The organism is Exiguobacterium aurantiacum, from assembly GCF_024362205.1.
GTDB lineage: Bacteria > Bacillota > Bacilli > Exiguobacteriales > Exiguobacteriaceae > Exiguobacterium > Exiguobacterium aurantiacum_B.
The window spans coordinates 2036949-2061086 of record NZ_CP101462.1 but is presented as its reverse complement, the minus strand read 5'-3'; the positions used below and the strand labels follow the sequence as shown (position 1 = coordinate 2061086).

The window sequence follows — 24138 nt, the reverse complement described above, 5'->3', positions numbered from 1 at the left end:
CATGAAGAGGAGATATGACCGTGATTGAATTCGTAAAAGGCTCCGTCGCCTATGTGTGCGCGGAATATATAACGTTGGATGTTTCGGGCGTCGGCTACAAAGTACATGTGCCTAACCCGTTTTTTTATCGTGAACAAGACGAACATGTAATCGTGTTTACGCATCATTACGTGCGTGAAGACCAACAGACGCTGTATGGTTTCCGCTCACGCCGGGAACGCGAACTGTTCAATAAACTGCTCGGCGTCAACGGGATCGGACCGAAAGGCGCACTCGCCATCGTCGCCTCGGGAGATATGGACGCGCTCATCGACGCGATCGAGACCGAGAACGAGAAGTATTTGATGAAATTCCCGGGTGTCGGCAAGAAGACGGCCAAACAAATGGCGCTCGACTTGAAAGGCAAGCTGTCCGAGCTCGCCCCGGATTACGTTCCGAACACGGGACTGTTCGCCCAAGGCGCGTCCGAACTCGACGAGGCGTGCGAGGCGCTCGTCGCACTCGGCTACTCGGAGCGTGAGATCACCCGTGTCCGCAAAGAACTGAACTCAGAAATATTGACGACAGACGCTTACATAAAGCGCGCGCTGCAATTGCTATTGAAATAAGGAGGAGACCATGGACGAACGATTGTTGTCACAATCCCATCAACAATATGAAGACTCAGAAGAGTGGAGCTTGCGTCCGCAAAAGTTCGAGCAGTATATCGGACAGGAGAAGGCGAAAGGCAACTTGTCGATCTTCATCCAAGCCGCGAAGCTGCGTAGCGAGACGCTCGACCACGTCCTCCTCTACGGTCCCCCGGGACTCGGAAAGACGACGCTCGCCCAAATCATCGCTAACGAGATGGGCGTCGGCATCAAGACGACGGCCGGCCCGGCCATCGAACGACCTGGTGACCTGGCCGCGATCCTATCGACGCTCGAACCGGGCGACGTCCTGTTCATCGATGAGATTCATCGCTTGAGCCGCACGATCGAAGAGATTCTCTATCCTGCGATGGAAGACTACTGTCTCGACATCGTCTACGGACAAGGCGAGATGGCACGAAGCGTCCGCATCGACTTGCCACCGTTCACGCTCGTCGGCGCGACGACGCGGGCCGGTATGTTGTCGGCACCGCTCCGTGATCGCTTTGGTGTGACGCTCAAACTCGAATATTACGAGACGCATGAACTCGCCGCCATCGTTAGCCGGACGGCCCAACTGTTCCGCCTGTCCATCTCACCAGAGGCGAGCGGCGCCATCGCCAAACGTTCCCGTGGCACGCCGCGAATCGCCAACCGACTATTGCGCCGTGTCCGTGACTTCGCCCAAGTGGCGGGGACGAAAGAAATCGATCCGGCCATGGCTTCAAGCGCGCTCGACCGATTGCACGTCGATGCCCTCGGGCTCGATGAAGTCGACCACCGGCTGTTACGGGCCATGGTCGAACGGTTCGGCGGTGGCCCGGTCGGACTTGAGACGCTCGCCGCGACGATCGGGGAAGATGCCCAGACGATCGAGGACGTGTATGAGCCGTACTTGTTGCAGCAAGGTTTCCTGCAACGGACGCCGCGTGGCCGCATGATCACCCAGTACGCAAAGACGCATTTTGGCTATGAAGAGGAGTAAACGATATGCAAGACATTCAATTGAACGTTAATGACTATGATTTCGACTTACCGGAAGAACTGATCGCCCAAGTACCGCTTCTCGACCGGACGAGCTCACGACTGCTCGTCCTCGACCGCGACACGGGCGACATCGAGCACCGTCACTTCCGCGACGTGCTCGACTATTTGCAGGCAGGCGACGCCCTCGTCGTCAACGACTCGCGCGTGCTCCCGGCCCGATTGTTTGGGGCGAAGCAAGAGACGGGCGGGAAAGTCGAACTGCTTTTATTGAAACAGACGGAAGATGATGTCTGGGAAGCACTCGTCAAACCGGCGAAGAAAGTGCGCGTCGGCGCCATCGTCGAGTTCGGCAACGGATTGCTCCGGGCCGAATGTGTCGAAGAACTCCCGGAAGGCGGCCGCCGCTTCAAATTCGATTACGACGGCATCTTCTATGAGATTTTAGATGAGCTCGGCACGATGCCGCTCCCGCCATACATCCGTGAACAGCTCGACGACCAAGACCGTTACCAGACGGTGTACGCCCGTGAACGCGGGAGTGCGGCCGCACCGACGGCAGGTCTCCACTTCACGGAAGAACTGCTCGCAGCGGCTGAGGCGAAGGGCGTCAAGCTGATCCCACTCACGCTCCACGTCGGGCTCGGCACGTTCCGTCCGGTCACGGCCGATACGATTGAAGAGCACACGATGCACAGTGAGTATTTCGAGTTGTCGGCGACTTCGGCTGAAGCACTCCGCGACGTCCGTGCAAACGGCGGGCGTGTCTTCGCGGTCGGGACGACATCGACCCGGACGCTCGAGACGATCGTGCGCGACCATGGGAATTTCGTCGAGTCATCGGGCTGGACGGACATCTTTATCTACCCAGGCGTCGAGTTGAAGGCGATCGATGGACTGATCACGAACTTCCATCTGCCGAAGTCGACGCTCGTCATGCTCGTCTCGGCGTTCGCGTCGCGCGACATCATCTTGAATGCGTACCGCACGGCGGTACAAGAACGTTACCGCTTCTTCAGCTTTGGAGACGCGATGCTCATCACGAGGAAGGAAGAGAACAAATGACCAAACACGCAGTCACATATGAACACATCCACACATGTAAACAGACGGGAGCGCGGCACGGAATCGTCCATACGCCGCACGGTTCGTTCGAGACGCCTGTCTTCATGCCAGTCGGCACGCAGGCGACTGTCAAGACGATGGCCCCGGAACAAGTCAAGGCGATGGGAGCGAACATCATCTTGTCGAACACGTATCACCTCTGGATTCGTCCAGGACACGAAGTCGTCAAACAAGCCGGCGGCCTTCATAAGTTCATGAACTGGGACGGCGCGATCTTGACGGACTCGGGCGGGTTCCAAGTCTTCTCGCTCGCTGACCTTCGCAACATCCAAGAAGAAGGCGTCCATTTCCGCAACCACTTGAACGGCGACAAGTTGTTCTTGTCACCGGAGAAAGCGATGGAGATTCAAAACGCGCTCGGTTCGGATATCATGATGGCGTTCGACGAGTGCCCGCCATTCCCGGCGACATATGAATACATGAAGAAATCGGTCGAGCGGACGAGCCGTTGGGCAGAGCGTTGCCTCGCGGCGCACGAGCGTCCGGAAGACCAGGCGTTGTTCGGCATCATCCAAGGCGGAGAGTACGAAGATCTTCGTCGTCAAAGTGCGGCCGACCTCGTCTCACTTGATTTCCCAGGTTATGCCGTCGGTGGATTATCGGTCGGCGAACCGAAAGACGTCATGTACCGCGCGCTCGAGTTCACGACGCCGTTCATGCCGGAGAACAAACCCCGCTATTTGATGGGCGTCGGTTCACCGGATGCGTTGATTGAAGGCTCGATTCGCGGCATCGACATGTTCGACTGCGTCTTGCCGACACGGATCGCCCGCAACGGGACGCTCATGACATCGAAAGGCCGTGTCACGATCAAACATGCGAAACATAAGACGGACTTCGGCCCGATCGACGAGAAGTGCGACTGCTACACGTGTAAGAACTATTCACGCGCGTACGTGCACCACTTAATTCGTGCCGATGAGATGTTCGGGCTTCACCTCTGCTCGACACACAACCTTCACTTCCTCGTGAACTTGATGAGTCAAGTACGCCAAGCCATCCGCGAAGACCGTCTTTTGGACTTCAAAGAAGAGTTTTTCGAAGAATATGGGTATAATAAACCAAACGCCAAGAATTTCTAATTGTTCTGACAGCGATTATGTGACAACGTTTCAGTTTCACGGTATAATGAACCTGATATTGAAGGAAAGGGTGAATTTTACGCATGGAAACTCTCGTAGCACTATTACCGATGATCCTTATTTTCGTCGTGTTCTACTTCTTGTTGATCCGTCCGCAGACGAAACGTCAGAAGGAAGTACAATCGATGCAAAACGCGCTTGAGCGTGGGGATCACGTCGTAACAATCGGCGGCCTTCACGGCGTCGTCCACCAAATCGAAGACACACAAGTCACATTGAAATGTGACCAGTCACTCCTCAAGTTCAATCGCAGTGCGATTGCTGAAGTGACGAAAAAAGGCAACTCATCATTCGCTGAGTAACCAAACAACGCCTGACCATCATTGGTCAGGCGTATTTTTGTGTGGAAAATAATCGGGGGACAATCCGCCGAGCCGCTTCTTGTCCGCCATAGATGGCGCGAGCGAACGGTCCGACGATGAGGTCGGCATAGGCGCCGGTCATATAAAAGTCGTCGGTCCAAGCGAGCGTCTCATCGAGGACTGGCGTGCCACATGGGGTGAGGGGCAAGTCGAGTTGCTCGAGGAGCGGTCGTAGAAACGACTGGGTGACATCGAGCGGACGGATGCCCGTACAACAGACGATCTCGGTCGACGGGAGTGCCTGTCCGTCGACATACAATTGCTCGTCACACCGGACCGCCTCACCAATCACGTGATTGATCACGCCTTGGCGAATGAGTCGTTTCACTTTGAGGACGAGGTCGTTCGGGGATGTCCCGGGCCGACGCTCGGCTTTGACGAAGGAGCGCTTCTCGATCCAATCGTCTTCAAGCTGATGGAACGCCCGCAAGCCTTTCGGTCCCATGAAGCTACGGTCGGCGTCGAACTGGCTCACCTCGAGCGGGCGTTTCGTGACGAGCGTGACGTGATGCCCTTTCTGATATCGGGCCAAGACGTAATGGAGCGCCGTGATTCCACCACCGACGACGGTGACATGATCTTGCTCGTGGACCTCCTCAGTGGAGAAGATGTGACGGCAACTTGGAAGTCCAGCCCAGTCCGGAAGATGGACGGCGCTCGACTGTCCCGTCGCGACGATGACCACGTCGGCCGTGATGCGGCGCTGATTCGTCTCGATGACGTACATATTCTTTTCACGTGTCACGCGGGCGACAGGTTCGTTTCCAATAAAGCGGGACGATAGCTGCCAATCATCAATCGTCTGGTCACAATGGTCGTTGAACAGAGCGAGTGAGGGCCGACCGAATGTGTCTTTGAAATGATGCGAGCCGTAATCGTAACAAGCGGCGAACTGTTTCAAAGCGTGCGGGTTAGACGACAGGTGATGCACCCGCGTCGAGCGTAAGTGCGACATGGAAATCCGTGCCGTCTGCGTCTTCCAGTTGGCGAGCGGGGAATCGTTCGCGTCAAGAATCATTAAGTCGTCGAGCGACCCGCCTTGTTCTAAGTAGGAGACGGCGAGCGTCATGCCATGGACGCCACCGCCGATAATCAAAATCCGTGTATGTAAAGAAACCATCGTTTCACCTCTTAAATAGTAATCATTACGATTCGTATCATAGCGGAAATGGCAGCTTTTTGTCAAACTTCGTCAATCCGACGAATCATCCACCTTATTTCTAAAAATCAAATTGAATCGTGAAAACGTTTGCATTATCGTCAAGTTGAGAAGAATTGGAAAGAAGGAGAAGAAGACATGGATGTGAAACGATTGCTACGCTCGCTAAACAAATGGAAGGTACGACGTCGCCCTGACCGCGTAAAAGGCCGCTCGTCGATGCGCCGTAAGATGGCGATGGCGCTCGTGCCGACACTGATCGCCTTATTAATCGTCGGGGCGCTCGGCTCGTATCAATTACAGAATGCGACGTCCGAGTATGACCGCGTCTTAAACGAGCGGCTCCAAGATATGCTCGTCGCCGAAGATCTGGCGCTAACCGTGACCGATGCCGAGCGTTATTTGAACTACTACCTGCTCGTCTCGAACCCGAAGACGCTGATCAGTCTTGATGCTTCCCAGACGAAACGGGACGAGTTGATGAATACGCTCCAACAGTCGACGGAAGACCCTAAAGTGCTCGCCTGGCTTGATGATCTCGAGAAGTTTAATCAACATCTCGACACGGAGATGGCGCGCGTCATCGACCTTCGACAGCAACAAGACGAGATCGGCTATAAGACGGTGCTCAATACGAGCGTGACACCGACGACGGACCGCGTCCGGATGACGGTGACCGACCTCGTCACGTATCAAGGCGAAGCGCTCGCCGCTGAGTCGGAAGCGGTCCAGGCGAGTGCCGGGCAATCGATTATCTGGATGGTCGTCATCAGCATCATCGGCGTCGTTGTCGGCCTGCTCTCGCTACTGGCCCTCCAGAAACTGTTCTTAAAACCGATCAATCGACTCGTCAGCGAAGCGCGCGTCGTTGCCGAAGGGGACTTGACCGGAGGCGATATCGAAGTCGGTTCGAACGATGAACTCGGCGATCTCGTCACAGCGTTCAACGACATGAAGCGCAACCTTGTCGGCCTGATTCGCCAAGTCGGAGCGGCCTCGGATAAAGTGACGGCCTATTCGGAAGAATTGTACGCCAGCACGGACCATGTCGCCACGACGACGCAAGGTGTAGCCGGTCTGTTCGAACAGATGAACCTCGCCGCCCAAGCCTCGGCGAAACGGGCCGAGGAAGGGACGTCCGGCGTCAATCAAGCCGTCGTCGGCTTGAGCCAAATTGCTGCGGCCTCGCAAGGCGTGAATGAACAGACGATTCATACACTCGAAGCGGCAAGTGGAGGACTCGAGACGATCCAGTTGGCGGAACGGCAAATGCGTGAGATTCAGCAAGCGAATGATTTGACCCAACAAATGGTCGAGCGCTTGTCGAATCAGTCGCTCGAGATTGAGAAGATCACCCGCTCTATCACCGCCATCACGGAACAGACGAACTTGCTCGCCTTGAATGCTGCGATTGAGGCGGCCCGGGCCGGGGAACATGGGAAAGGGTTTGCCGTCGTCGCGGCCGAGGTCCGAAAACTGGCCGAAGAGTCGAAACAGTCGGCGAAACAAATCCAAGCGGTCGTCGCCGATATCCAGCGCGATACGTCCGAAGTCGAATCCGCGTTTGACGTCACGAGTCAACACGTGACGAGCGGTGTCACCCAAATGGGAGAAGTCGCGGGTGCATTCCGCGAAATCGTATCGGTCATTCAAGAGACGTCCCGCCAAATGAGTGAGATCGCGGCGGCGACAGAAGAAGTGAGTGCGAACACGACCGAGGTCGCGGTCTCGGTCGAAGACATGTCGACGAATGCTGTTTCGACGCAACGAAGCGTCGAAGAGGCTGGGGCGAACGTCGAAGAACAACTCGCGGCCATTCAAGAAATCAACGGCATCGCTGAGACGATGAGTCATATGTCCGTTGAACTGAAAGATCTCGTCCATTTGTTTAAAACATCTAATCCGTCATCTAACGATCGCTAAAGATGGATCATACGAATGAATTGATTAAAATATTGCTCGATAAAACAACGAGTGATGCGGAGCGGGATGACGCTGCAATGGATTTAGGGTTTATTTTGAATGACGAGACAGTGGAAGTCGCTTTGCTGAATGTTGCGAATGACAAGAAGACGGATGAAATGATCCGAGCTAGTTGCGGAGAATCGTTGGCCCAAATCTGGATTGGACATAACCAGGTAAGTCGTGAAAAATTGGCGTTACTTACTGGAATCGCTATGGATGAAGCAATAAAGTTAATCAAGAAGGAAAACATGGAATATACGCTAGAGTAGACAACTGTTACGCATGTTTAGTGCAAACAAAAAGAGGCCGTGGAAACGAATTGTTCGTGTCCACGGCCTCTTCCTATTTACGATCATACAAGCGTTCGGTTCATTACATTAATAAAATTAGACTTGCGGCCATGACCATCATACCGGCGACCATACCGTACACCGCATGGTGGGCCCGACCGTATTCACGGGCGGCTGGGAGCAACTCGTCGAGCGAGATGAACACCATGATGCCACCGACGGCCGCGAACAAGAGACCGAATACCGTGTCGCTCAAGAACGGCATCAACAGAAGGAAACCGACGACCGCGCCGAGCGGTTCGGCGAGTCCGGACAAGAAGGACAGTTTCAACGCCTTCTTCCGAGATCCGGTCGCATAGTAAATCGGAACCGATACGGCGATCCCTTCCGGAATGTTGTGTAACGCGATGGCGATCGCGATGGCAAGACCGACGGCCGGGTCATCGAGGGCCGAGATGAACGTGGCCAAACCTTCCGGGAAGTTATGGATCGTGATGGCGAGGGCCATAAACAGACCCATTTTATGAAGCCGTTGTTTCGTCGCTTGGTTCAATGGGACGCTTTCGGTCGCCGTCGTCGCGAGTTCCTGGGACGACGGGTCGTTCTGCATCGTCTCGACAAATTTGACTTCGTGCGGGTTTTCTGGCGACGGGATGAATTTGTCGATCAAGGCGATCAACAACATCCCGCCGAAGAACGCGAGGACGGTGTAGAGCGTCCCAGCCTGCTCGCCATGTGCCCCGACGAGTTCATCGAGCGCTTTCGGGAAAATCTCGATAAAGGATACGTAAATCATGACCCCACCTGAGAAGCCAAGGGACACCGACAAGAAGGCCGTATTGGTCCGTTTGGCGAAGAAGGCGATCATACTTCCAATCCCCGTCGCGAGTCCAGCGAACAGCGTCAGTAAAAAGGCATAGAGTATCGTACTATCCATTGGAAAGGACTCCTTTACTTGTAGTGTGTAAGTTGATAACCACATCATAGCTCAAGTTTTGCCCTAATGCAACTTTTAGTCGCAAGTGCAAAAAAACGTAAGAAATCAACTTGTGGGTGTTACAATTTTAGGAAAACGATTGATAAATGTTTAGAATATTTGTAATGTTAACGAGAGAAGTTTTTTAACAGAACAGGTGTTTAGAAAGGAAATAGTCGTATGTACAAAAAAGGGAATATTGCGATCTTTGCGGTCATCATGATCGCAACGATCTTGCTCGCCGCCTTGACGACGCCATGGGTCGTGAAAAACACGAACCTCGGTCTCGACCTCAAAGGCGGATTTGAAGTGTTGTACGAAGTCCAGCCGCTCGAAGACGGCGATGTCATCGATCAATCAGCGATGAATGCAACCGTTCGCGCCATCAACAACCGGGTCAACGTCCTCGGCGTCTCGGAACCGGACATCCGGATTGAAGACGAGAATCGCATCCGCGTCCAACTCGCAGGTGTAGAGAACCAAAACGATGCCCGCGAAGTGCTCTCGTCGACAGCCCAGCTCACATTCCGTGACATTGATGACAATGTTCTTCTCGACGGAAAGGACCTAGCGCCTCGTGGGGCTGCTCTTGGTTTCGATCCGAATAATGGGAGTCCAGTTGTGGAATTGACCCTGCAATCAGCAGAAAAATTCGGTGAAGTCACGTCGCAGGTCGCCCAGCGTCAGGCTCCGGAAAACCGTCTTGTCATCTGGCTAGATTTTGAAGAAGGCGATTCATATGAACAAGAAATTCAAAAAGAGAACTCGAAAATCGTGTCAGACGCGACAGTCAGTGGACCGATTGTTTCAGATAAAGCCATCATCTCGGGTGGCGATATTACTGCTGACAGCGCTAAACAGCTGGCTGACATCTTGAACGCCGGTGCGCTCCCGGTCAAACTCGAAGAAATCTATTCGACGTCGGTCTCGGCCCAGTTCGGTCAAGACGCACTCGACAAGACCGTGTTCGCGTCACTCATCGGGATCGCGGCAATCTTCTTGTTCATGTTGTTCTTCTATCGTTTACCTGGTCTCGTCTCGATCATCACGCTCATTTTGTATATCAATTTGATCATGTTGTTCTTTAACGGGATTAACGCCGTCTTGACGCTTCCTGGGATTGCCGCCCTCGTCCTCGGTGTAGGGATGGCGGTCGATGCGAACATCATCACGGCCGAGCGCATCAAGGATGAACTCCGGTCAGGAAAGTCGGTCCTCTCAGCATTCCGTGCCGGGAACCGACGCTCGCTCAGTACGATCATTGATGCTAACTTGACGACACTCATCTCGGCAGCGGTCTTGTTCTATTTCGGGACGAGCTCGGTCCGTGGGTTCGCCATCATGCTCATGATCTCGATTGCGATGACGTTCATCTCGAACGTCTTCATCTCGCGTTATTTGATGCACCTCCTCGTCTCGAGTCGTCTGTTCGACAAACGAAAAGGCTGGTTTGGTGTGAAGGAGAGTGAAATCCGTGAACTTTAAGCTCACTGAATTGAATTATGTGAAACATATGCGCACGATGTTCATCATCTCGTGTGCCATCGTCATCATCGGTCTCGGTATCTTGTTCTTCCGTGGGTTGAACCTCGGGATCGACTTTGCGTCGGGTACCCGGGTCGAGGTCTTGACCGAATCACAAGTGTCTCAAGAAGAGTTAGCAGCCGCGTTTGAAGAAGCGGGTGTCGATGAGGACATCTCGTCGGTCCAATATGCGGAAGGCGGAACACTCGCCAACGTGACGTTCGTCGGTCAGCTCGCTCAAGACGAAGTCGCGTCAGTGAAGACCGTGTTCACGGAAACGTTTGGGAACGACCCGAACATCAGCACCGTGTCGGCCGAAGTCGGTCGTGATATCGCTCGGAATGCCATTTATGCGGTCGCGCTCGCGTCGCTCGGGATCATCCTCTATATCACGTTCCGCTTCCAATTCTCGTATGCAGTCGCAACGGTCGTCGCGATGCTCCACGATGCGTTCTTCATGATCGTGGCCTTCTCGATTTTCGGCATCGAGGTCAACTTGTACTTCGTCGCCGCCATCTTGACGATCATCGGTTACTCGGTCAACGATACGATCGTGACGTTCGACCGGGTCCGAGAGAACATTCAGGCGTATGAGAAAGAACGGAAAATCAAATCGATGGACGTGTACCGTGACATCGTCAACACGTCGATTCAAGAGACGATCGTCCGCTCGGTCAACACGGTCATCACTGTGCTCTTGACGGTCATCGCCTTGTATGTGTTCGGTGCTGAGTCGATTCGCGGTTTCTCGATCGCGTTGCTCATCGGTCTTGTCATGGGGATGTACTCATCGATTTTCATCGCCTCGTACTTGTGGATGCTTCTCAAAGGCATGTCGCTCAACAAAAAGAAAGAAACCGCCCCAGAGGTGTAACCGCAGGTCTCCCGCATCGTTCGGGGGACCTTTTTTGAATGTCAAGACGGCACTTCAGTCGCTCGTTCTGCTATAATCAACAATTGATTGGAGTGAAGGACTATGTATCATGCAAAGAAACGATGGGTGTATCCGGAGACGGATACGACCGCGGTTGAACGGCTACAGACAGAACTGAATATATCGGAGCAGCTCGCGACGCTCCTCATACAACGGGGACACCGTGACGTCGAGGCGGCGAAGGCGTTCCTGCACGTCGAGGACGAGCTGACGTTCCACGATCCTTACTTATTTGAACAGATGAACAAAGTCGTCGACCGTTTGAAACGTGCGGCCGATGACGGGGAGATGGTACTCATCTACGGCGACTATGACGTCGATGGTGTCAGCGCCTCGGCCGTCATGTGGCACGCCTTGACCGAGATCGGTGTCATGGCGGAGTGTTACATCCCGAACCGGTTCACGGAAGGCTACGGGCCGAACAAAGAGGCGTTCAGCTGGGCGGCGGGTGAAGGGTTCACGCTCATCATCACGGTCGACTGTGGGATCTCCGGGATCGAAGAAGCGACGCTCTTAAAAGAGCTCGGTGTCGATTTGATCATCACCGACCACCACGAGCCGAAAGAGACGCTCCCAGACGCGTTCGCCATCATCCATCCTCACATCGATCCGTCGTATCCGTATGACAAACTCGCCGGGGCAGGCGTCGCGCTCAAAGTGGCCCACGCCGTGCTCGGCCGGATGCCGGAAGAGTTGCTCGACTTGGCCGTGCTCGGTACGATTGCCGACCTCGTCCCGCTCGACGGGGAGAATCGTTTGCTCGCGAAGCTTGGACTGAAGGCGCTCGACGATTCGAAACGACCGGGTATTCTCGCACTCCGCGAAGTATGCGCCTTGACGGACGGGACGTTGAACGAGGAGTCGGTCGGTTTTGCGTTCGGACCACGGATCAACGCCGCCGGTCGTCTTGATTCGGCGATGCCAGCACTCCAGATGTTGCTCGCTGAGAGTGTCGAGGAGGCACTCGAATTGGCCCAGAAGCTCGACAAACAGAACAAAGAACGTCAAGACATCGTCAAGACGATCGCCAAGGAAGCGACAGAACTTGTCGAGGCCTCGATGACGGACGACCGTGTCCTTGTCGTCGCCAGCGAACGCTGGAATCCAGGCGTTGTCGGGATTGTCGCGTCACGACTCGTCGAGGCGTACTATCGCCCGGTCATCCTATTGTGTCATGACCCGAAAACGGGGAAGGCGAAAGGTTCGGGCCGTTCGATCGACGGTTTCGACTTGTTCAAAGAACTATCACAAAATGAAGACATCTTGCCGCACTTCGGTGGACACCCGGCCGCAGCCGGAATGACACTGTTATCGGAGAACGTCGCCGAACTGCGCCGACGTCTGAACGAACAAGCCGAATCGATTCCAGACGAGACGTTCGTCGCTCGTGTCAATGTCGACTTGAAGCTCGACGTGAACGACGTATCGCTCGATTTGATTGCAGAGATCGGGAAGCTCGCCCCGTTCGGGATGGGCAATCCGTCACCGCGCGTCGTCGTGGCGGACGCAAGACTTCGTGATATCCGTCAAATCGGACGTGACAACACCCATTTGAAAGTTCAACTCGCCGGGGACAAGAGAGAACTCGACGGCATCGGCTTCGGCTACGGTCACGTCGTGTCCGAGATTTCGAAGATGGCCAACGTTTCGGTCATGGGCAGTCTGCAAGTGAATGAATGGAACGGGATGCGCAAGCCGCAGCTCATGATTCAAGATATCCGTGTCGACGGATTCCAAGTGTTCGACTACCGGGGCAAGAAAAATTCGCTCGACGAATTGAAACAGCTTCCGGGCGACACGACGTCGTTCATTTCGTTCCAAGGACGGGACGATTTCCCGCTCCACGACCTCGATACGCCGCTCAAGCCGTTTGTCGTCTTGCTCGATCTACCGGACGAGGAAGAGGTGCTCGCGGACATGTTGACCGAGGATGTCGAACGCATCTACTGTGCGTTCGGACAAGGCGGTTCGTTCTTCGAGAAGTTGCCGACGCGGGAAGATTTCCGAACATATTACGTCCATATGGCGACGTGCGAACGGAAAAACCTCCGCGAAAACTTGATTCGTTTGTCAATCGAGCGAAAATGGTCAAAAAATACGATTCAATTTATGCATCAAGTATTCTCTGAACTCGAATTTCTTGTTACAATGGAAGACGGACTGCCTGGAGTGAATCCAGAAGCGCCGAAACGCGATTTGACCGAAGCGCCGTGTTACAAGCGCCGGGTCGGACGAGTCCAACTCGAGGAGCGTTTCATTTATGCGTCGTTGGCAGAACTGAAAGAGCGGTTACAATCATTGCGATCGAACAAGATGCAGGAGGCTTACACATAAAATGGATTTCAAACAGCATATTAAAGAAGTAGCGGATTATCCGAAAGAAGGAATCAGCTTTAAAGACATCACGTCACTCATGCAAGACGGCCCGGCCTACAAAAAAGCGGTCGACGAGCTCATCGCTTACGCACAAGAGCGTGGCGCCGAACTCATCGCTGGTCCTGAGGCACGCGGCTTCGTCGTCGGTTGCCCGGCAGCATACGCACTTGAACTCGGGTTCGTCCCGGTCCGTAAAGAAGGCAAGTTGCCACGTGAGACGGTTCGCGTCTCTTACGGACTCGAATACGGCACAGACATTTTGACGATGCACAAAGATTCAATCAAACCGGGCCAACAAGTCGTCATCTTGGATGACTTGCTCGCGACAGGCGGCACGATTGAAGCGACGATCAAAATGATCGAACAACTCGGCGGCGTCGTCGCCGGAATCGGATTCTTAATCGAACTTGATGGACTTGGTGGACGCGAGCGTCTCGAAGGATACGACGTGTTCTCACTCATCCGTTACGAAGATTAATCAAAGGGAAGCGATGGCTTCCCTTTTTTGAATAGTTTTTGAGTAAAATAACCCACAACCTTTGACAGGTCGTCAGATTTTTTCGATAATAGTAAGTAAAATTAGAACAACCATGAACGTTAACTACTACCATGCTTCGACTTGTCCGAGTCGTTTGGAGCGGTAAGAAAAAGGGTGTCGAATGTTATGACCAAAAAACAAATCGTAAGTATTGAGGACCTTCTCGACGCGCTCGGGGAGTATATGGGTGAAGACGAGATTGCCGAAGTAAGACGCGCTTACGAATACGCCAAACTGCATCATACCGGTCAGTTCCGACGTTCCGGCGAACCCTACATTCTGCATCCGGTCCAAGTGGCCGGTATTCTCGTTGATATCGGGTTAGACGCGACGACCATCATCGGTGCCCTCTTGCACGACGTCGTCGAGGACACGGACGTCACGCTCAAACAACTCGCCGACGAGTTTGGGGTCGATGTGGCTATGCTCGTCGATGGGGTGACAAAGCTCGGTAAAATCAAATATAAATCGAAAAAAGAAGAGCTCGCCGAGAATCACCGCAAGATGATTATCGCGATGGCCGAAGACGTGCGTGTCATCTTGATTAAGCTCGCCGACCGTCTGCACAACATGCGGACGCTTCAACATATGCCGAAAGAGAAACAAGTTCAAAAGGCGGAAGAGACGCTCGAGATTTTCGCGCCGCTCGCCCACCGGATGGGGATCTCGACGATCAAATGGGAGCTCGAAGATATTTCGCTCCGTTATATCAACCCGCAGCAATACTATAAGATCGTCTCGATGATGAAACAGAAGCGGACCGAGCGGGAAGCGCTCGTCACGTCTGTCATCACAGAAGTGAATACCGTTCTCGAGGACGTGAGCATCGAAGCCGACGTCAATGGCCGTCCGAAGCACATCTACTCGATTTACAACAAGATGGTGAAACATAAGAAAGAGTTCAATGAGATTTATGACTTGATGGCCGTTCGAATCATCGTTGATTCGATTCGCGACTGTTACGCCGTCCTCGGTATCATTCACACACAATATAAGCCGATGCCAGGCCGGTTCAAGGACTATATCGCCATGCCGAAGCCGAACATGTATCAGTCGCTCCACACGACGGTGATCGGACCGAAGGGTGAGCCACTCGAAGTGCAAATCCGGACGAAGGACATGCACTTCATCGCCGAGTTCGGGATTGCCGCGCACTGGGCGTATAAAGAAGGAAAGAACGTCGCGACGAACGGGTTCGATGAGAAAATCGCCCATCTGCGCGAGATTTTAGAGTTACAAAAAGATACGACCGACGCCGAGGAGTTCATGGAGTCGCTCAAAGTCGATTTCTTCAGCGACATGCTCTACGTCTTCACACCGAAAGGCGACGTCTTCGAGTTGCCGAAAGGCTCGGTCCCAATCGATTACGCCTACCGCATCCATACCGAGATCGGTCACCGGATGACGGGCGCGAAAGTGAACGGACGGATGGTGCCGCTCGACCATAAACTCGAGACGGGTGACATCATCGAAATCATCACATCGAAACATAGTTATGGGCCGAGCAAGGACTGGCTCAAACTGGCCGTCTCGAGCCAGGCGAAGAACAAGATTCGCCAATGGTTCAAGCGCCAGCAGCGTGAAGAGAACGTCGAGAAAGGCAAAGAGCTCGTCGACGTCGAGATTAAGAAGCTAGGCTTCGAACCGAAAGAAGTGATCGATGACCAGTCGCTCGCCGTCGTCGTCGAGAAGTTTAACTTCGGGAACGAGGAAGAGATGTACGCCGCGGTCGGTTATCATGGCATCACGGCGGCCCAAGTCGCCCATAAGTTGACGGAGAAGCAGCGTAAAGAGCCGAAACTCGAGCTGTCGGACGCAATCAACGAACTGAAAGTCAGTCAGTCACCGAAGAAGAAGACGGCCGAGGCCGGTGTCTCGGTGAAAGGAATCGACAACATGCTCATCCGCATGAGCCGCTGCTGTAACCCGGTGCCGGGCGACGAAATCGTCGGGTATATCACGCGCGGACGCGGCGTGTCGATTCACCGGAAGGATTGCTTGAACATCATCAATGAGCAGCATCCGGAGCGGCTCCTCACGGTCGAGTGGGAAGCCGGGCAAGCGAAAGAGAAGAACTATAACGTCGATATCGAGATCACGGGATACGACCGCTCAGGGCTTTTGAATGACGTGCTTCAAGCCGTATCAGCGACGAACACGAACATCGTGGCCGTTAGCGGACGCGGGGACCAGAACAAACAGGCCCGCATCTCGATGACGATCTCGATCCCGAACGTGAACCATTTGCAAAAAGTCGTCGACCGGATTAAGCAAATCTCGGACGTTTACTCGGTCAGCCGAGTCATGATGACGTGACGAAAGGAAGATTTCTGTGCGTGTATTGTTGCAACGGGTAAAAGAAGCATCCGTGACCGTTGAGGAGGAGACGATCGGTCAAATCGAAGCCGGTTATCTGCTCCTCGTCGGGGTGACCCACGAGGACACCGAGACGGAAGTGAATTGGCTCGCCGACAAGGTGGCCGGGCTCCGTGTCTTTGAGGACGCGGACGAGAAGATGAACTTATCGATTCAAGACGTCGACGGCAAAGTGTTGTCCGTGTCGCAGTTCACGCTATACGGGGACACGCTCAAAGGCCGTCGTCCCGCGTTCACACAAGCAGCGAAACCGGATATCGCCGAACGCCTTTACGAGAAGTTCAACGAGCGTTTGCGGACGCACGGACTTGTCGTCGAGACCGGGAAGTTCGGAGCGATGATGGATGTCGCGCTCGTCAATGACGGACCGGTCACGCTCATGCTCGAAAAAAACGCTTGACAGAAGCGGGCGTGATTCGGCATCATGAACCATATAACCTAACACCTACGATAAAGAAGAGTACGGTCACCCCACCAGCAAAGAGAGCGATGCCTAGGCTGAAAGCATCGACTGGATGATGACCCGAACGACACTTTGGAGGTGCTTCCTTGAACGCTTAGTAGGGGAAGCCGTTTCATCGGGCGTTAACCGATTTCGAGTGGCAGAGTATCGATTATGGCTCTGCAACGAGGGTGGTACCACGGGAAACTTTAACAGGCTCTCGTCCCTTTGCGGACGAGGGCCTTTTTGTATTCTAAGGAGGGAAATTGGATGAAAGCACCACGCGGCACACAAGACCTGCTTCCGGGCACGGTCGAGACGTGGCAGTATGTCGAAGAGAAGTTACGCGACATCAGCGCCCGTTACAACTATAAAGAGATTCGTACCCCGATTTTTGAAACGACCGACCTGTTCACACGCAGTGTCGGCGAGACGACGGACATCGTCCAAAAGGAGATGTTCACGCTCGTCAAGAAAGGCAAGGACGAGTATACGCTCCGTCCGGAAGGGACGGCCTCGGTCGTCCGCGCCTTCGTCACGAACAAGCTGTTCGGCAGCCCTGACCAGCCGACGAAACTGTATTACATGGGACCGATGTTCCGCTACGAACGTCCACAAAAAGGACGTTTCCGCCAACTGCACCAATACGGTGTCGAGGCGATCGGCAGCAGCGACCCGGCCGTCGACGCGGAAGTGATCAGCCTCGCCTACACGATTTACAAATCGTTCGGTCTCAAAAAAATCAAAGTCGTCGTCAACTCGCTCGGTGACGCTGAGAGCCGCAACGCCCACCGCGAAGCGCTCATCCGTCACTTTGAGCCGGTTCAAGACGAGTTGTGCCAAGATTGCCAGACACGGCTTCATCAGAACCCTCTTCGCGTCCTCGACTGTAAAGTCGATCGCGACCACCCGTCGATGAAATCGGCGCCGTCGATTCTCGACTTCTTGAACGAAGAGTCGAAGACGTACTTCGAAAAAGTACTCGCGCACTTGGATGCGCTCGGTGTTGCCTACGTCGTCGACCCGACGCTCGTCCGCGGTCTCGACTATTATACGCACACGGCGTTCGAGATCATGTCCGAGGCAGAAGGCTTCGGTGCCATCACGACGCTATGCGGCGGTGGACGCTATAACGGTCTCGTCCAAGACATCGGTGGACCGGACATGCCGGGCATCGGTTTCGGGATCGGGCTCGAGCGTCTCATCCTCGCTCTCGAGAATGAAGGGGTGCTCCCAGCGCTCGAGACGGGACTTGACGTCTTCGTCGTCGCCCAAGGCGGATCAGAAGTCGAAGTGACGGCGACACGCCTGTTGCAACTGCTTCGCATCGAAGGCTTCAAGGCGGACCGTGACTATCTCGGCCGCAAGTTCAAAGGACAATTCAAACAAGCCGACCGCTTGAACGCGAAGTTCACCGTCATCCTCGGAGACGATGAAGTCGAGCGCGGTTCGGCCTCCCTCAAGGTCATGGCGACCGGGGAACAAGTCGACGTGCCGCTCTCGGCCGTCGCAGACAAAATTCGTGAACTATCGGAAGGAGCAGGACAATGATCGGACGCACACATATGAACGGCCGCGTGACAGAGTCACTCATCGGCCAAGACGTACAATTGAAAGGATGGGTCCAAAAACGTCGCGACCTCGGAGGCCTCATCTTTATCGACCTTCGTGACCGCACAGGCATCGTCCAAGTCGTCGTTCGCCCAGAAAACGAAGCGGTGCACAAGCTCGCCGAATCGATCCGCAGCGAATACGTACTCGACATCAAAGGGACCGTCCTCGAGCGTGAGAACAAGAACCCGAACATGCCGACGGGGAACATCGAAGTCATCGCCTCTGAAATCAACATCTTGAACGCGGCGAAGATGACACCGATCCCAATCGGTGACGAGGCCGAGAACGTATCGGAAGACCTCCGTCTCAAATACCGTTACCTCGACCTCCGTCGTCCGGCGCTCCAAGAGACGTTCCGTCTCCGTTCAAAGGCGTCGAACACGATTCGTAACTTCTTGACGGAAGAGGAATTCCTCGAAGTCGAAACACCGATTTTGACGAAGTCGACACCGGAAGGCGCGCGTGACTATCTCGTCCCAAGCCGTGTCCACGGCGGCGAATTCTATGCGCTCCCGCAATCACCGCAGTTGTTCAAGCAGCTCCTCATGGTGGCCGGATTCGACCGTTACTTCCAAATCGCACGCTGCTTCCGTGACGAAGACCTTCGGGCCGACCGTCAGCCGGAATTCACGCAAGTCGATATTGAGACGAGCTTCATGGACGTCGAAGACTTGATGGCGATGATGGAATCAATGATGGCACAAGTCATGGAAACAACGCTCGGTCGCACCGACACGCCGGCCAAGTTCGAGCGCATGACGCACGAAGAGGCGATGCGCCGTTTCGGTTCAGACAAACCGGATACACGTTTTGGTCTCGAACTCATCGACGTCGCGGACGCCGTCACAGGTGCCGGCTTCAAAGTGTTCGACATGGCGCTCGAGTCAAACGGACAAGTGAAAGCGATCAACGTCAAAGGCGAGGCGGACAAGTTTTCGCGTAAAGACATCGACAAGCTTCAAGAGTTCACGGCCGTTTACGGCGCCAAAGGCCTCGCTTGGCTCAAAGTGACACCGGAAGGCTTGAACGGACCGATCGCCAAGTTCTTCGACGAGACGTACGCCCAGAAGTTGATGGAAGCGACGAACGCGGAAGCGGGCGACCTGCTCCTCTTCGTGGCGTCAAAACCGACTGTCGTCGCCGACAGCCTCGGCGCGCTTCGCGTCAAACTCGGGCATGAGCTCGGACTCATCGACGAGTCGAAGTTCAACTTCCTTTGGGTGACGGACTTCCCGCTCGTCACGTTCGAAGAAGAAGACGGCCGTTTCTACGCCAACCACCACCCGTTCACGATGCCTAACCGTGAAGACCTCCATCTTCTCGAGACAGACCCGGCGAGCGTACGCGCCCTCGCCTATGACCTCGTCTTGAACGGCTATGAGCTCGGTGGCGGCTCGCAACGGATTTATGAGCGTGACATTCAAGAGCGCATGTTCAAATTGCTCGGCTTCACAGAACAAGAAGCAGTCGACCAGTTCGGCTTCTTGCTCGAAGCGTTCGAGTATGGCACACCGCCACACGCGGGTATCGCGCTCGGTCTCGACCGCCTCGTTATGATTCTTGCGGGTCGTTCGAACCTCCGTGACACGATCGCCTTCCCGAAAACGGCGTCGGCGAGCGACTTGCTCACACAAGCACCAAGCCCGGTCGCGGATGCACAACTCGAGGAGTTGTCGATTCGGACAGCGGTGAAAGAGAAAAAATAATAGTTAGTCACAAGGACCCGTCACTTGGCGGGTCTTTTTGCGTATGTGTTAATAAGTGGGAAGGTGATATAATTATGGAATAAATTGTATGATGAAGATGGGGGAACTGGGGAATTATGAAATTAACAAAATCTATGAAAGTGATGGGAATCACGTTCGGACTCAGTGTCATGTTAGCAGGCTGTAATCAAGAAACGGAAGCGACGTCGAAAGTTAATGAGACCGTCGAGGAGGCTAAATCGGAAGAATCGGAAATGGTTAGATTGCGTCCCGTCGCCGAGGACGCCTCAATCGGGGCAGTGAAGGACTATGACCTATCATCGTTCTTCCAACATAAAGTCGCAATGATCGGACCGGAGCATATGGTCGATGAGCAAATTATCTATACGGATTCTGTCGGTGAGGTCGGCCATGAAATCTACGTGTATGATACGGAACAAGCAACTAATTGGTCGTTACATGAGACATCAAGAACAATCGGTAATCTTGTCGGCATCAAAGATGAAATATATTGGATCGAATACGAACTGACTGAAGACAACGGATATGCTTGGTCCATTTTTCGGATGAAGCTCGACGCATCGGAACTGACTGAACTTTATAACGGGGTCAGTATGTTCGAGACGCCCGTTCCTCATTTGAATGCATCGGATGATCGCGTCACATGGGTTGATTATGAGGCATCAGAAACGATGACGACGTCGGCGGTGATGCAGTATTTGTATGATACGGCCACGGTGGAAACGATTCAAACGTATACGCTCAAAGAAGGGGAGAAACGAGATGGCGACTACGTGTTCGATTACAGAGTTAGTGAGGACGGTGTCATCGTCCATCGAAGCTCATTCGCTGATGGGGAAAAGACGACAAAGTTAACCACGCTCGATGGAACGTTTGACGAAGACATGGGCGCATTGGTCGACTTTGAAACAGGTGCGGACTATGTTGCTCTTGGAAAAGAAGGACGTGCCGATTTTGTAAGGCTGACAGGGGGAGCGAAACAGTTCCAACATAAAAGCACACAGTCAAAGATTACATTTGACTCGTTTCGCTTCTTGCCGGGTCAGCGAATCCTATTCCGCGAAGGCATGAATCGCTTATTGGTTGCGGATTTGAACGAATCGACGGTCTCGTATTTGCCGAGTCGAGGCGGCACGACGTCCAAACCGATTTATCGGGATGGTCAAATCGCCTACGCCGAACTTGGGGATGGCGGGTTGATTACGTTCTACACCATCGATGTGAACTGACAGCGAAATCAAAAATCGTCACTTCCGGTTATGGAAGTGACGATTTTTGATTTCATCTACTCGTTTTATGATTCGTCCGGCTTCTAGATTTGATTGACCGGAGGATCACCGTGGCGAGAAGAAGCAAAGCTAACATAAAGCCGATATACGTCAGATTCACGAAAAGCGAAGATAAAGTATCTTCAAATCGCATGCTGAACCAAACCCATAGGCCTGTAATGAACACGCCCCAGAGCGCTGTCGGATAGTTAAGCATTTTGTTTTTAAACCACATGAGATATCCCCCTTTCTAGGAATTATACCATGTGGATTGGAATGAAAAAGCCTTACAACTCCTAATTATCCATTTGTTTACTAGTCTGCTGAAGCGCAAATCCGAAGGCGAACAGTGACGCAATCACGGCCGTCATCGTATAGACGGAGTCGGTGAAAGCGAGATAGATGCCGAACAAGCCGAGCCCGAAGCTGAGGATGAACCATAGCCAGAGGCTTGGATGATCTCGTAACGCCTGCTTCATCGGCTAGGGACGTTCAACTGGCAACCGGTCCCATCGGTCACGAGCAAGTTCGAGTTGAACACTTGGCCGTTGCTCTTCAAGACGAGCGTCCGTTTATCGTCACGATAGTCGATGATCATATCCTCGTCCAAAAAGATTTTCGTCCAGTTCTTGATGAGGATCGGACCGACGTTCGAATCAATCTCGACGTCCTCCGATGTCGTCTCGGTCACGTAGCGAATCTCGAAGATGCCGCTATTGCCACAGCCGCAACCTTCCGTCTCATAAAACAAGTGCATCTGTCCGTCACGGTCGCCTTTCAAGGCATCAATCCGCGCCTGAGCGGGTTCTGTAATGTGTACGTTCATATCTATCACTCCTTACCTCTATTATACCTCGCTGGAAAAAAGATTGAAAAAGACGTGCTTCCCGTTTTCCACTTCCTGCAAAAAGGCGTAAACTATTTGTTTAGAAGGGGGAAACGACATGATCTCACGTTTTTTTAGTTATTACCGTCCACATAAGAAGTTATTTATCCTCGATTTCTCGTTCGCCATCCTCGTCGGCCTGCTCGAGCTCGGCTTTCCGCTCGCCGTGCAATGGTTCATCGACGATTTGTTGCCAGGTGGGGAATGGAACTGGATTATCATCATCAGCATCGGCTTGCTCATCCTTTACATACTCGCCATGATGATGCAGTACGTCGTCAACTATTGGGGGCACAAGCTCGGCATCAACATCGAGACCGATATGCGGGAAGAGCTGTTCACCCATATCCATAAACAATCGTTCCGGTTCTTCGATAACCATAAGACCGGCCATCTGATGAGCCGGGTGACGAACGACTTGTTCGATATCGGCGAAGTGGCGCACCACGGGCCTGAAGATTTCTTCATCGCCATCATGACGCTCCTCGGTGCGTTCGGGATCATGTTCTCCATCGACCCACAACTCGCACTCGTGACGGTCGTCGCCGTGCCGTTCCTCGTCATCATGATCACGTACGCCAACAAAAACATGAACAAGGCGTGGCAAAAGATGTATACGAATATCGGCGAAGTGAACGCTCGCGTCGAGGACAGCGTATCCGGCGCACGTGTCGTCCAATCGTTCACGAACGAGACGTTCGAAATCAAGCGGTTCCAGAAAGACAATAACTTCTACCGCGGCTCGAAAATCGAGGCGTATCGAGTCATGAGTAAATCGCTCGCAGGTATTTATATCACGACGCGGCTCATGACGCTGCTAGTACTCGTCTATGGTGCCTATTTGACGTATCAAGGGCAACTGTCTTACGGACAGCTCGTCGGATTCATCCTCTACATGAACTTGCTCATCAAGCCAATCGAGAAAATCACGGCGCTCCTTGAGATGTATCCGAAAGGAATGGCCGGCTTCAAACGCTTCACGCAACTGTTAGACGAGGCACCGGACATCGAGAACCGTCCGGACGCCGTCGACGTCACGACGCTGAAAGGCGATATCGCTTTTCATGACGTCTCGTTCGGCTACTCGGACTATCGCCAAGTATTGACCGATATCGACCTCGACATCAAGTCGGGTACGACGGTCGCCCTCGTCGGGACGAGCGGAGCCGGGAAGACGACGATTTGTTCACTCATCCCGCGCTTCTATGACGTGACGAACGGTGCCATCACAATCGATGGCATGGATATCCGTGATATGACGAAAGAGAGCCTGCGTCGCCAAATCGGAATCGTGCAACAAGATGTGTTCTTGTTCGCGGGAACGCTCCGTGAGAATATCGCTTACGGGAAACTGGACGCGACCGACGAAGAAATCATGCATGCGGTCGAGAAAGCCCATTTGAATTCGCTCGTCGAGGAGTTGCAGTACGGACTTGATACACAAATCGGGGAGCGGGGCTTGAAACTGTCGGGAGGACAGAAACAACGGATTGCCATCGCCCGGATGTTCCTCAAAAATCCACCGATTTTGATTTTGGACGAGGCGACGTCCGCGCTCGACACGGAGACGGAAGCGATTATTCAAGACTCGCTCAATGAGCTCGCGGCCGACCGGACGACGCTCATCATCGCCCACCGTTTGGCGACGGTGAAAAATGCCGACCGCATCCTCGTCGTCAACGCCGACGGCATCGTTGAGGACGGAACGCATGATGAACTGAGTGCGAAAGGCGGCGTTTTCGCCGGATTACTCAGAAGGCAACAATTATAAAAATGAGCAGCCACCAGATTTTTTGGTGGCTGTCGTGCGTGATAGGGTAT

General features: G+C 53.6%; 19 protein-coding genes, 1 pseudogene and 1 other annotated feature. Of the genes and pseudogenes, 16 read left to right on the top strand and 4 right to left on the bottom strand.

Annotated elements, in window-relative coordinates:
• The first annotated feature begins 20 nt into the window (after positions 1–20).
• The 5 genes from ruvA (at position 21) to yajC (ending at position 4182) form a co-directional block, all read left to right on the top strand.
• Positions 21–608, top strand: coding sequence for a Holliday junction branch migration protein RuvA (gene ruvA, locus NMQ00_RS10685; protein WP_021066894.1), 588 nt, complete (start codon positions 21–23; stop codon positions 606–608).
• A gap of 10 nt (positions 609–618) precedes the next feature.
• On the top strand, positions 619–1614 hold the full coding sequence (gene ruvB / locus NMQ00_RS10680; protein ID WP_214719557.1) for a Holliday junction branch migration DNA helicase RuvB: 996 nt from the start codon (positions 619–621) through the stop codon (positions 1612–1614).
• A 20-nt stretch (positions 1615–1634) separates the two neighbouring features.
• On the top strand, positions 1635–2678 hold the full coding sequence (queA, locus tag NMQ00_RS10675; protein WP_255178711.1) for a tRNA preQ1(34) S-adenosylmethionine ribosyltransferase-isomerase QueA: 1044 nt from the start codon (positions 1635–1637) through the stop codon (positions 2676–2678).
• Positions 2675–3820, top strand: coding sequence for a tRNA guanosine(34) transglycosylase Tgt (tgt, locus tag NMQ00_RS10670; protein ID WP_255176679.1), 1146 nt, complete (start codon positions 2675–2677; stop codon positions 3818–3820). Before queA ends, tgt begins: the two co-directional genes overlap by 4 nt.
• A gap of 83 nt (positions 3821–3903) precedes the next feature.
• The gene (yajC, locus tag NMQ00_RS10665) at positions 3904–4182 is read left to right on the top strand and encodes a preprotein translocase subunit YajC (RefSeq protein WP_021066898.1); all 279 of its coding nucleotides are present in this window, start codon (positions 3904–3906) and stop codon (positions 4180–4182) included.
• Positions 4183–4207: 25 nt separating this feature from the next.
• Here the strand turns inward: yajC and NMQ00_RS10660 are convergent, their stop codons facing one another.
• Positions 4208–5362 carry an NAD(P)-binding domain-containing protein gene (locus NMQ00_RS10660; RefSeq protein WP_255176678.1) on the bottom strand — a complete coding sequence of 385 codons (1155 nt, stop codon included), beginning with the start codon at positions 5360–5362 and terminating at the stop codon, positions 4208–4210.
• A gap of 129 nt (positions 5363–5491) precedes the next feature.
• On the opposite strand from NMQ00_RS10660, the gene NMQ00_RS10655 reads away from it, so the two are divergent.
• Together NMQ00_RS10655 and NMQ00_RS10650 are read left to right on the top strand one after the other, a co-directional pair.
• The gene (locus tag NMQ00_RS10655) at positions 5492–7324 is read left to right on the top strand and encodes a methyl-accepting chemotaxis protein (protein ID WP_255176677.1); all 1833 of its coding nucleotides are present in this window, start codon (positions 5492–5494) and stop codon (positions 7322–7324) included.
• 2 nt (positions 7325–7326) lie between these two features.
• The gene (locus NMQ00_RS10650; RefSeq protein ID WP_255176676.1) at positions 7327–7635 is read left to right on the top strand and encodes a hypothetical protein; all 309 of its coding nucleotides are present in this window, start codon (positions 7327–7329) and stop codon (positions 7633–7635) included.
• 103 nt (positions 7636–7738) lie between these two features.
• Here the strand turns inward: NMQ00_RS10650 and zupT are convergent, their stop codons facing one another.
• Positions 7739–8593, bottom strand: coding sequence for a zinc transporter ZupT (gene zupT, locus NMQ00_RS10645; protein ID WP_255176675.1), 855 nt, complete (start codon positions 8591–8593; stop codon positions 7739–7741).
• A 219-nt stretch (positions 8594–8812) separates the two neighbouring features.
• Between zupT and secD the strand changes: the two are divergent.
• From secD to NMQ00_RS10600, 8 genes and pseudogenes are all read left to right on the top strand, one after another.
• Positions 8813–11030 (top strand): annotated as a pseudogene (gene secD / locus NMQ00_RS16410) (protein translocase subunit SecD).
• A 102-nt stretch (positions 11031–11132) separates the two neighbouring features.
• On the top strand, positions 11133–13424 hold the full coding sequence (recJ, locus tag NMQ00_RS10630; RefSeq protein WP_255176672.1) for a single-stranded-DNA-specific exonuclease RecJ: 2292 nt from the start codon (positions 11133–11135) through the stop codon (positions 13422–13424).
• Position 13425: 1 nt separating this feature from the next.
• Positions 13426–13944: an adenine phosphoribosyltransferase gene (locus tag NMQ00_RS10625; RefSeq protein WP_034776883.1), complete on the top strand. Its 519-nt coding sequence runs from the start codon at positions 13426–13428 to the stop codon at positions 13942–13944.
• A 243-nt stretch (positions 13945–14187) separates the two neighbouring features.
• Positions 14188–16320, top strand: coding sequence for a RelA/SpoT family protein (locus tag NMQ00_RS10620; RefSeq protein WP_441294619.1), 2133 nt, complete (start codon positions 14188–14190; stop codon positions 16318–16320).
• 16 nt (positions 16321–16336) lie between these two features.
• Positions 16337–16780: a D-aminoacyl-tRNA deacylase gene (gene dtd / locus NMQ00_RS10615; RefSeq protein WP_255176670.1), complete on the top strand. Its 444-nt coding sequence runs from the start codon at positions 16337–16339 to the stop codon at positions 16778–16780.
• 38 nt (positions 16781–16818) lie between these two features.
• Positions 16819–17053: a binding site (T-box leader), on the top strand.
• A 39-nt stretch (positions 17054–17092) separates the two neighbouring features.
• Entirely contained in the window at positions 17093–18373 is a 1281-nt protein-coding gene (gene hisS / locus NMQ00_RS10610; protein WP_255176669.1) for a histidine--tRNA ligase, read from the top strand.
• Complete coding sequence (gene aspS, locus NMQ00_RS10605) at positions 18370–20142, top strand: aspartate--tRNA ligase (RefSeq protein ID WP_255176668.1); 1773 nt, start codon at positions 18370–18372, stop codon at positions 20140–20142. Before hisS ends, aspS begins: the two co-directional genes overlap by 4 nt.
• A gap of 116 nt (positions 20143–20258) precedes the next feature.
• Complete coding sequence (locus NMQ00_RS10600; RefSeq protein ID WP_255176667.1) at positions 20259–21392, top strand: hypothetical protein; 1134 nt, start codon at positions 20259–20261, stop codon at positions 21390–21392.
• A gap of 335 nt (positions 21393–21727) precedes the next feature.
• Here NMQ00_RS10600 and NMQ00_RS10595 read toward each other — a convergent pair whose 3' ends face one another.
• Both NMQ00_RS10595 and NMQ00_RS10590 read right to left on the bottom strand, forming a co-directional pair.
• Complete coding sequence (locus NMQ00_RS10595) at positions 21728–21910, bottom strand: hypothetical protein (protein ID WP_255176666.1); 183 nt, start codon at positions 21908–21910, stop codon at positions 21728–21730.
• Positions 21907–22257: an iron-sulfur cluster biosynthesis family protein gene (locus NMQ00_RS10590; protein ID WP_255176665.1), complete on the bottom strand. Its 351-nt coding sequence runs from the start codon at positions 22255–22257 to the stop codon at positions 21907–21909. The genes NMQ00_RS10595 and NMQ00_RS10590 overlap by 4 nt, the downstream gene beginning before the upstream one ends.
• A 118-nt stretch (positions 22258–22375) precedes the next feature.
• On the opposite strand from NMQ00_RS10590, the gene NMQ00_RS10585 reads away from it, so the two are divergent.
• Entirely contained in the window at positions 22376–24088 is a 1713-nt protein-coding gene (locus tag NMQ00_RS10585) for an ABC transporter ATP-binding protein (protein WP_255176664.1), read from the top strand.
• The last annotated feature ends 50 nt before the right edge of the window (positions 24089–24138 follow it).

Bases quoted from the DNA above. Each gene is read 5' to 3' on its own strand.
- ruvB (WP_214719557.1), top strand. From the start codon at position 619: ATGGACGAACGATTGTTGTCACAATCCCATCAACAATATGAAGACTCA.
- tgt (WP_255176679.1), top strand. From the start codon at position 2,675: ATGACCAAACACGCAGTCACATATGAACACATCCACACATGTAAACAG.
- yajC (WP_021066898.1), top strand. From the start codon at position 3,904: ATGGAAACTCTCGTAGCACTATTACCGATGATCCTTATTTTCGTCGTG.
- NMQ00_RS10660 (WP_255176678.1), bottom strand. From the start codon at position 5,362: ATGGTTTCTTTACATACACGGATTTTGATTATCGGCGGTGGCGTCCAT.
- NMQ00_RS10650 (WP_255176676.1), top strand. From the start codon at position 7,327: ATGGATCATACGAATGAATTGATTAAAATATTGCTCGATAAAACAACG.
- zupT (WP_255176675.1), bottom strand. From the start codon at position 8,593: ATGGATAGTACGATACTCTATGCCTTTTTACTGACGCTGTTCGCTGGA.
- recJ (WP_255176672.1), top strand. From the start codon at position 11,133: ATGTATCATGCAAAGAAACGATGGGTGTATCCGGAGACGGATACGACC.
- NMQ00_RS10625 (WP_034776883.1), top strand. From the start codon at position 13,426: ATGGATTTCAAACAGCATATTAAAGAAGTAGCGGATTATCCGAAAGAA.
- NMQ00_RS10620 (WP_441294619.1), top strand. From the start codon at position 14,188: ATGGGTGAAGACGAGATTGCCGAAGTAAGACGCGCTTACGAATACGCC.
- hisS (WP_255176669.1), top strand. From the start codon at position 17,093: ATGAAAGCACCACGCGGCACACAAGACCTGCTTCCGGGCACGGTCGAG.
- aspS (WP_255176668.1), top strand. From the start codon at position 18,370: ATGATCGGACGCACACATATGAACGGCCGCGTGACAGAGTCACTCATC.
- NMQ00_RS10600 (WP_255176667.1), top strand. From the start codon at position 20,259: ATGAAATTAACAAAATCTATGAAAGTGATGGGAATCACGTTCGGACTC.
- NMQ00_RS10595 (WP_255176666.1), bottom strand. From the start codon at position 21,910: ATGAAGCAGGCGTTACGAGATCATCCAAGCCTCTGGCTATGGTTCATC.
- NMQ00_RS10590 (WP_255176665.1), bottom strand. From the start codon at position 22,257: ATGAACGTACACATTACAGAACCCGCTCAGGCGCGGATTGATGCCTTG.
- NMQ00_RS10585 (WP_255176664.1), top strand. From the start codon at position 22,376: ATGATCTCACGTTTTTTTAGTTATTACCGTCCACATAAGAAGTTATTT.